Annotated in this window: 8 protein-coding genes; 7 read left to right on the top strand and 1 reads right to left on the bottom strand. The window is 56.4% G+C overall.

Annotated features, from left to right (window positions below):
• Window positions 1-125 precede the first annotated feature (125 nt).
• A complete protein-coding gene (locus HS103_08275) occupies window positions 126-1,037 on the bottom strand; it encodes a response regulator (protein MBE7512797.1) in 912 nt (303 codons plus the stop codon).
• Window positions 1,038-1,289: 252 nt separating this feature from the next.
• Between HS103_08275 and HS103_08270 the strand changes: the two genes are divergently transcribed.
• From HS103_08270 to HS103_08240, 7 genes are all read left to right on the top strand, one after another.
• A complete protein-coding gene (locus HS103_08270; GenBank protein ID MBE7512796.1) occupies window positions 1,290-2,660 on the top strand; it encodes an SGNH/GDSL hydrolase family protein in 1,371 nt (456 codons plus the stop codon).
• Entirely contained in the window at window positions 2,660-3,589 is a 930-nt protein-coding gene (locus tag HS103_08265; GenBank protein MBE7512795.1) for an ABC transporter ATP-binding protein, read from the top strand. The genes HS103_08270 and HS103_08265 overlap by 1 nt, the downstream gene beginning before the upstream one ends.
• Window positions 3,590-3,592: 3 nt before the next feature.
• Window positions 3,593-4,318, top strand: a complete 726-nt coding sequence (locus HS103_08260) for an ABC transporter permease (protein MBE7512794.1) — start codon at window positions 3,593-3,595, stop codon at window positions 4,316-4,318.
• A complete protein-coding gene (locus HS103_08255; GenBank protein MBE7512793.1) occupies window positions 4,318-5,937 on the top strand; it encodes a Gldg family protein in 1,620 nt (539 codons plus the stop codon). The genes HS103_08260 and HS103_08255 overlap by 1 nt, the downstream gene beginning before the upstream one ends.
• Before the next feature lie 28 nt (window positions 5,938-5,965).
• Window positions 5,966-6,526, top strand: a complete 561-nt coding sequence (locus tag HS103_08250; GenBank protein ID MBE7512792.1) for a hypothetical protein — start codon at window positions 5,966-5,968, stop codon at window positions 6,524-6,526.
• A 124-nt stretch (window positions 6,527-6,650) separates the two neighbouring features.
• Entirely contained in the window at window positions 6,651-7,805 is a 1,155-nt protein-coding gene (locus HS103_08245; GenBank protein MBE7512791.1) for a GNAT family N-acetyltransferase, read from the top strand.
• 10 nt (window positions 7,806-7,815) lie between these two features.
• Window positions 7,816-9,174 carry an MFS transporter gene (locus tag HS103_08240; GenBank protein ID MBE7512790.1) on the top strand — a complete coding sequence of 453 codons (1,359 nt, stop codon included), beginning with the start codon at window positions 7,816-7,818 and terminating at the stop codon, window positions 9,172-9,174.
• Window positions 9,175-9,261 lie beyond the last annotated feature (87 nt).

Below are 9,261 nucleotides of genomic sequence, written 5' to 3'. Positions count from 1 at the left end.
GGCTGAACCCAACGACTACTAGCAGAAGGAAGTAACCCATGATCGGCTTGCCTTGCCCGTGAACTTGCTACGTTGGTTAATTCGGTAAATCGGCTAACTGGTGGTTTGTTGTCTGCACCTGCGATTTACCACGAGGTTTCAATCGGCTCAACAGAATCGCCCTGAGGACGCCGCCGCGCATCGGCTGCCAATTCGGTGATCTCGCGGATGTCGGCAAAGCGTTGGGTGGCATTGGAGACGATCCCCACACCCATCGTCATCAGTGGGCGAGTCTCGCCGTTTTCAACAACAATATGCCCGCGTTCGCGATCAATGAACGAATAGTGCTGCTTGACATCATCGTTGAAGCGCTGGATAACGCGCTCTTTCAGTTGTTGGCTGCGGGGGGAATAGGTGATAATGACAAAGTTATCGTTACCGGCATGACCGATAAAATCATCGCCCGTCCCCAGTTCATCAACAATCTCGCCCAAGATGAGCGCCACAAAACGCATGATCTCCGTGCTGGCGAGCATCCCATAGACTTCTTGGAAAGCGTCAAAGCCGTTGATCTTCAAATCCATGTAGTACCAGGTGTTTTGCGTGCGCATCAGTTCGCGCAGTTGTTCTTCGATCAGGCGGCTGCTTGGCAGGTTGGAGCGTGGGTCCATGCTCTTTTCCCGATCCACGCGCTCAATCGAATTGCGAACGCGGTACTTCAACTCCTCAATGTCAAAGGGTTTTGTGATGTAGTCGTCCGCGCCCATCTCCAGACCGATCAGTTTATCAGAGCGTTCGTCGCGCTGTGTCAGGAAGATGATGGGGATGTGTTTTGTGCGTGTTGTTTGGCGCAGTTCGCGGCAGACGGCGTAACCATCCATATCGGGCAGCATAATATCGAGGACGATCAGGTTGGGAGACTGCTTACGAGTGATGTTCAGCGCATCCCCACCACGCGGGGCAACCTGCACATCATAACCTTGACCGCTGAAATAAATTCGCAGCATATTTGAGATGTCGGCGTCGTCTTCGACGACCAAGATTCGTCCCTTGCTCACAGCATTCCTCCCGACTTGATGGCTGGCACTATGATAAGTTCGGCGCGTTGATGATCATTGTAGCGTGAAAACCGATTTGTCCACAACTCTACCTTGATTTCTGCCGCCGCGCTGTGCTTTGTGTGGTAGATCACCGCTTTCCAAAGCCGTTTCTTGCCAATCCTCCGTCATGAGAAGCGGAAAAGAACGTCTTGAAGGTTTGCCGCAAAGCCCTCATAATGGGTTGCCAACGTTCGGATGGAGGGAGTTTGTTTGACCATTATGGGGTGTGGCGTTGTTCGGATGATCCTCGTTGGAGGGGTATTCACCATAGCCGTTCTCGGATGTAATCTTTCGGCGCTTCCTTCAACGCCCACCGCCACCCCGTACAGTGTGGTGGTCATCCTTCCCAACGACACACCCGTCCCCACGCCGACGCCAAGCATCACCCCGACGCCTTCGCCAACCTTCACGGCAACGCCCACCGCAACGGATACGCCCCCGCCAACGGCAACCTTCACGCCCACCGAAACGCCAACGATCACGCCCACCCCATCCATGACCTTTACGCCGTCGATCACGCCGACGCCCAGCATTACCCCAACGCCCGCCCCCATTGACTCCAAGGTTTGCGAGACCTGCAAAGTCCGCTTACGCACTGCCCCCGGCACGGCGGGGACGATCCTCGGCTGGTTAGAGGAAACGATCACCTTCACGGCAACAGGGCGCACCGAAGATACGCTGTGGTTGGAGATCACCGTGACAAACCATCCCAAATTTAAACAAGGGTGGGTTTACCGCGACCTAACTGCCCTACGCGAAACGGATGTGACGATGCTCCCCGTGAAGGGCGAGACGAAAGACGCCCCCACACCGCCCCCCGCGTTGCAAGTGGCGGCGGCATCGATCAGCGGCGTCACCGCCCACAGCCATCAGATTTTCCAGCGTGGGCAGGCGCTTGGCAACCGCCCTTTCATCGTCTCCCGCGTGGGGGATAGCATCAGCGCCTCGCCTTACTTCCTGACGACGCTAGGCAGCGCGAATGTCGATTTGGGGATGTACCAAAACGAACTCACTGATGTGTGGAATTTCTTCAAGGGGTCGTTCACCCGCCCTTTCTTTGCCGCTGGAAATGGGTGGGGGGCGGATCGCCTTTTACAGCCGGGTTACAGCAACCCCGGCACCTGTGGCAGTGATTCCCCGATTGTCTGCGAATACAAACAGGCAAAGCCCGCCATCGCCCTGATCATGATCGGGACGAACGACTCCGGCGGCGTTGATCCGGCGGTTTATGAGGCAAATCTACGGCAGATTGTCCAAATTTCCATTGATATGGGGGTGATTCCCGTCCTCAGCACGATCCCCCCGAAACAAAATACGGCGTGGAACGCGGCACGGGCAAATGAATGGAATGGGATCATTCGTCTTGTGGCGCAGCAGTACGATGTTCCGCTGATGGATTATTGGGCGGCGTTGCAGGGCTTGCCGGGGCAGGGCATCAGCGAAGATGGAATTCACCCCTCCTTCCCGCCAGGGGGAAACACCGCCCGTTTCACCCTTGATGGGCTAAACTATGGGTATACCATGCGCAACCTGATTGCCTTGCAAGCGCTCAATGCCCTTTGGCGGAATGTGATGTATTGATGATTACCGTTGAGAACCTGACCAAACGTTACGGACAGTTCGCCGCGCTGAGGGGAATTAGCTTTCATACCTCGGCGGGGGAAATTTTGGGCTTCTTGGGACCCAACGGGGCAGGAAAAACAACGACGATGCGCATCCTCACCGGCTTTATGCCCCCCACCGAGGGGCGGGCAGAGGTGGCGGGCTTCGATGTGTTTGAGGATTCGCTGAGCGTGCGAGAGCGCGTGGGCTACCTTCCTGAAACCGTCCCCCTTTACCCCGATATGACGGTGAAGGGCTTCGTCCGCTATGTGGCGGACTTGCGCGGCGTGCCACAGGCAGCAAGCCGCACCGAGGATGTTTTGAAATTGGTGGGGATGTATGACCGCCGTGACAGCTTGATCCGCACCATCTCCAAAGGGATGCGCCAGCGGACAGGGATCGCCGGGGCGCTTGTTCACGACCCCGCCGTGCTGATTTTAGACGAACCGACCATCGGGCTTGACCCTCGGCAAACGCTGGAAGTGCGGGAGATGGTGCGCGGTTTGGGCAAGCAGCGGACGATCCTCTTTAGCACGCACATCCTCTCTGAGGCGGAACAGGTCTGTGATCGGGTGATCATCATTGATCGCGGGCAGATTGTCGCGGAGGACTCCCCGCAAAAACTGCGGGATCGTCTCCAACAGGGCGGGCGACTGCTGCTCCGTCTGGGGGGGGATGTTCCTTTCGGGACGATCCAAAAAACGATCCTCAACGTGGGCGGGGTGGCGGGCGTTGAGTCCACACCCGATGGGCTGATCGTTGCGGTACGCGGGACACAAGACCTTCGGGGGCGGCTGGCGGCGGCGGTAATACAAGCCGGATGGGATTTACTAGAACTGCGTCCGCTGGCGATGTCCCTAGAAGAAATATTCTTGGAGATCACCGCACGGCAAGGGAAGGGGGCGTAAGCGATGCGTCACATTTGGCTGATTTTCAAACGCGAACTTGCCGCCTATTTCACCTCACCCATTGCTTATTTCGTCGCTTTTGCCATCCTCATCTTGTGCGGGGTCGCTTTTAACAACGACCTTGCCGGACGCAACGGACGGCAAGCAACGGATGGGGCGATCATCATCCTTTACCTCGCCCGTTGGAGCATCTTCTTCATCCCTCTGATTACAATGCGCTTGTTTGCCGAAGAAAACCGCGAAAAGACGATGGAACTGCTTATGACGCTGCCAATCAAAGATAATGCGATTGTCTTTGGGAAGTTTCTTGGCGCGTGGGCGTATTACACGGGCGTCCTCGCGCTGACGCTGATTTACCAAGCCGTCTTGGTGTGGCTGAGTCCGCCGGATATGGGCAATGTGTTCAGCGCCTATCTGGGCGTGTGGCTCTTTGGCGGGGCGGCAATTGCCATTGGGATGTTCTGTTCTGCTCTGAACGAAAACCAGATTGTGGCTGCCTTTTTGGGCGTGGCGGTCTTGCTCCTCCTTTGGCAGGCAGATTCTGTTGGGGAGGTCGTCAACAACAGCGCCTTTGCCGAGGCAATTCGCGCCCTCAGCTTTCAAACGAACTTCATCTATTCCTTTGGGTTGGGGCTGGTGCGGCTTGACCACACTGTATTTTTCCTCGCTGTGATGGGCGTCATGATCTTTCTGACCATCCAACTTGTCGAATCGCGGAGGTGGCGCTGATGGCTAACGAATTGCCGGCGCGGCGCGGGTTTATGCTCAACCGCCTGAGTTTCGCCCGCCTTGCCAGTGGGGTTGGGGCGGCGGCGCTCATCCTCAGCGGCGCCATCCTGATCACCGGAGGCGGAATCACGCCGCTCACCGTGCTGAGCGCTGTGCTAGGGGTAGGTGGGCTGCTGCTTTACATCCTGCTTGCCCCCGATGATTTTCGCCTGCTGATACAAGGGCGGCGGGCGGTCTATGGCTCAAACAGCCTCTTAATTAGTGTGTTGTTCACGGGGGTGATGATCCTCCTTGTGTGGGTGGCACGCCTTTCGGCTGTGGCGGTGGATTTGACCAGTCTGCGCTATTACAGCCTAAAATCGGATGTACGCCCGATCATGGCAAATCTGAATCGCCCCATCCAGATCACCGCCTTCCACAGCCGCCAATTGTTGGGGCAAAAATCCGTAGACACGCCGATCCTTCAAATGTTTTCGGATGCCGCCCCCGACAAAGTGAAGATTGTCCTGATCGACCCCGACGAGCAGCCGCTGACCGCCCGAAATTTTGGCTTGAACGCTGCCTATGGGCTGTTTGTGTCCTACCTGAATACGGACGGCACAGCCGATACACGCCCCGCTGGAACAGTTCAGGTGCGGGGGGATTACGCCAACGAGAAATGGATTGCCGAGGCAATTTTGCAGCTTCAGGCGAAGGGCAATTACAAGGTTGTCTTTAGCACGGGCGGCAATGAGGTCAGCCTGCAAACGGACGCGACGGGCATCCGCGATGGGCTGGCAAGCGTGGGGATTGCCGTTGGGACGGTGGACTTGCTGAACGAGGACATTCCCGCCGACACCACCGCCCTTGTGATCCTTGCCCCCTGGATTGATTACCCGCAGCCAGTGGTGACGAAGATCGCCGTTTATCTGGCGGGCGGGGGCAAACTGCTGCTCATGGCAGAGCCAAGTTTCGACAGCCGGATCACCTTTATACAGCGCCCAGATAGCCCGCTTGCCGTTTACCTTTGGGAGACGTGGGGCGTGCGCCCACAGCGGGACATTGTTTTTGATCCGCTCAGTTACGATGTCTCTCGTTATTACGTGCGGGCGGCGAGGTATTTTGAGGGGCATCCGATTGTTGTCAAAGATGAAACGGGCGCGGTGAGCCGCCCCTTGTTTGTGATTACCCAATCGTGGGAGGTGGGCAGCGCGGACAATGTGACGGCGACCATCCTCTACCAAACGACAGATCAGGCGTTTGGGAAATTGAACTTGCAAGAGGTTGCCGCCGACCCTGACCGCGCCGAACGAACGACGGGCGATCTAGGGGGACCGCTAACGCTTGCCGCTGCCTTCGAGAACGACCTGAACGGGGCGCGGCTGATTGTCGTTGGCGATGCCGATTGGATTCGGAACGATCAGATCGTCGCCTTTGATGGGCAGTATCTCTGGACGGATATGATCGATTGGCTGACGCGCTTTTTGGAACGGATCACGGTGAATCCAGTGGCGATTCCCTTGCCGCTGAACGTTTCCACCGCCGAACTGAATATCGCCGCGCTCATCACGATTATCCTTGTGCCGGGCGTCATCTTGCTGACAGGCTCTGTTGTTTGGTGGCGGCGGACACGGCGCTAAGTAGATAGCTATTAGGACGAATGGCAACATGGACATCCGTGCGGGCATTCCCACAGGGCGCACGCCCTACCACAACTTGATCCTCACAGGCTTTATCGGGATCGGGCGGACGGCAATCGGGCGGGCAATTTCAACCCGCATTGGCGTCCCTTTTGTTGATCTGGAAACGGAAATTCAACTGCGCGACGGTGCATCTGTAGAAGAACTCCGTCGTTTGTATGGCGAGCCGCATCTGCGTGCCGCTGAGGATAAGCTCTGCCAAGAGCTTGCCCTGCGGCGCGGCGCGGTGATCGCCGTTGGGGGGCATACACTTCTGGATGGGGAAAACCGCGAACGGCTGACCAGGGCGGGGATCGTCCTCGCCCTAACCTGTCAACTGGGGGAGATTTTGCGGCGGCTGCATGTGGCACAAGGCGCACGCTTCCACGACCCCCAATTTCGCGCCGCTGCCATTTATCAGGTGCGTATCGAGCGAAAGGCAATGACCTTGCCGGAGATTACCACGCTTGACACAACCACCCTTGATACGGAAGCGATTGCCGCCGCCGCCATTCAGTTCTGGTACGAACGGGAGACTGTTCTTCTTTAGCTGCGCCCTGTTTTCCAGTTTTCCCCTCACCCTTTGCCACACGCTCTGTTTGCCTATCCGTGTGGGCATGGGATAGACTCGTTGGGTAGGCACGCCAAACAGTGACGAATGGTCGAATTTTTCCATGACAGACACCCTCACAATTCGCAAAGTCGAATCCAAGCGTGATTTCAAAGCGTTTTTTGAATTTCCATGGGCGGTCTACAAAGATAATCCTCATTGGGTGCCACCGCTGCTCTCCCAACGCCATCACCTTTTGGATAAGAAGAAAAACCCTAGTTGGGATTATTTAGAAGGCGATTATTATGTGGCGTGGCGTGGTGAGCGTCCCGTTGGGACGATTGCCGCGTTTATCAACCACCGCCACAACGAGTATTGGGAAGAAAAGATCGGCTGGTTCGGCTTTTTCGAGGTTTTTGAGGATGTGGAGGCGGCAAGCGCCCTGCTGCAAACCGCCCTTGATTACGCCAAAGCAAAGGGCATGAGCGCCGTTCGCGGACCGGCGAACTTTACCCTGAACGATGAGTGTGGGCTGCTGATCGATGGCTTTGTTCAGCCCCTTGTCCTGATGCCCTACAACCACCCCTACTATCAACGCCTGATTGAAGGGGAAGGGTTCGAGAAAATCCAAGATACGATCAGCGTGTGGACAGACCCCTCGCGCTACCTTGATGAACAGGGCAACCCACCCGCCAAAGTGATTCGCGTGGTGCAGAAGGTTGCCGAGCGTAAGGGAATTACGACACGTGCCGCCGTGATGAAAAAGCTGAAAGCAGAACTGGAACTGCTCCGCCAAATCTACGAGAAGGCGTGGGAGAAAAACTGGGGTTTTGTGCCGCCCACCCTGCGCGAAATGGACGCGCTGTTCAAATCGCTCAAGGATTTTTACCATCCGGCATTGGGATGGTTTGGGTTGGTGGATGGCAAAGAAGTGGGCTTTATGATGGGCTTGCCGGATATGAATCAGGTCTTGAAACATGCCTACCCGCACCCGCGCACGCCGGAGATCATCACGCTTCTGAAGGCATTCTGGCATTGGAAAATCCGCTCGAAAATTACCCGACAGCGGATTTTGCTCTTTGGGATCAATGCCGAGTTCCGCAGCATGGGCGTAGACGCGGCGATTTTCCTCGCTTATGTCCTCGCGGCGATGAAATCGATCCCCAACATTGACGCGGGGTGGGTTTTGGAAGATAACATCAACGCCCTTTCCAACATGAAAACATGGGGTGCTACCGAGCATCGCCGCTACCGCTTCTTTCAAAAACCGGTGAACTAACCCCTTATCTATGACTGATTACCATGATTATGATGATTTTGACGGGGATGATCCCGATGCGACGAATCCCAACCCCGTCCACCTAGAGAAATCGAATCTCGACAGCGCGGGGGAGATTCTCACCGTCGCCAGCAGCCTTACTGGGCAAACCTTGCGCTCCCTGTTTGGCAATCGGAATTTTGTCCCGCTCTGGTTGGGGCAGTTGGTCAGCTATCTCGGTGATCAGTTTATGCTGATCGCCGTCCTTGCCGTCTTGGGCAAGCTGACGGGTGGGAATACGCTGGCGCTGGTTGTTTTTGCGGTGTCCCTTGCCGCGCCGCAAATCCTCTTTGGTCTGATTGGCGGCGTCCTCACCGACAAACTGGATCGCAAATGGACAATGATTGTCACCGACGCCGCCCGCGCCGGAGCGATGTTTTCTATGCTGCTTGTACAAGGACAGCCGGATCGCATTTGGATCTTTTATCCGGCGATTTTTGTCATCGGCACGGCGCAGATGCTCTTTTATCCGGCGCGGGCGTCGGCGCTGCCATCGATCATCCCCAAGCGCGATCTCGCCGCCGCGAATGCGCTTTTGGAGGCAGGGTTTGTCGTTGCCCTCATTTTTGGGTCGGGGGCGGCGGGGCTTTTGGTCGAAAATTTGGGAGAAAACTTCGCCTTTCTCTTCAATGGCTTCGCCTTCCTCTTTTCGGCGTTGATGATTTTGATCATCCGCATCCCGCGCCGCGACTTGACTGGGACGGGGGGGAGTTACCGTCAGGTATGGGCAGAACTTGTTGAGGGGCTGCGCTACATCTGGCAAACGCGCTCTATGCGCTACATCATGGGGTTAAGCATTATGGTCGCCGCTGGGTTGGGGGCGGTTGTCGTCCTTGTCTTTGAATATCTGAACAAGGAACTGGGGATCGGCGCCGATGGCTTTGGGGCAGTGATCGGCATTTTGGGCGTCGGGATCGTCATTGGCGGGATACTGATTCAGCGGCTCTCAAAATTTCTCCCCACAAACCGGTTGGTGGCACTGGCGATCTTCTTGCAAGGCGTGGCGGTAGCCGCTTTCGTCTTTAATCCGCCCTTCCTCATTGTGCTGCTGCTGACGGCATTAATTGGTTTCAGCCTGATCGTGGCGCGGGCAGTACTTAGCACGCTGACACAAGCGATTCCGCCAGAGGAATATCGCGGGCGGGTGCAAAGCGCCTTCAATTTGATCTTCAGCGCTCCACTGACCTTAGCGATTGGCGCGGCGTCGGCAGTGATCAGCTTTGTGCCGCGTGGGGTGGCGGTGATCTTTTTTGGGGTGATTTTGATGCTGACGGCGTGGTTTGCAGCGTCCATGCTGCGCGGCGTGGATGAAGCGATTTACGGAGGCTGATGCCCCTATGCGCATACCGCGCAGACGTTTTCCGAGAGAAGACGATTAGGTTGTGGTAGAATTTTCCCCGTAATTCACACCGATCAA

The organism is Anaerolineales bacterium, assembly GCA_015075625.1.
In the GTDB taxonomy this organism is placed as follows: Bacteria; Chloroflexota; Anaerolineae; order Aggregatilineales; family UBA2796; genus UBA2796.
Note: the sequence above shows the minus strand (reverse complement) of the source record. Positions and strands in the feature narration are given on the sequence as shown.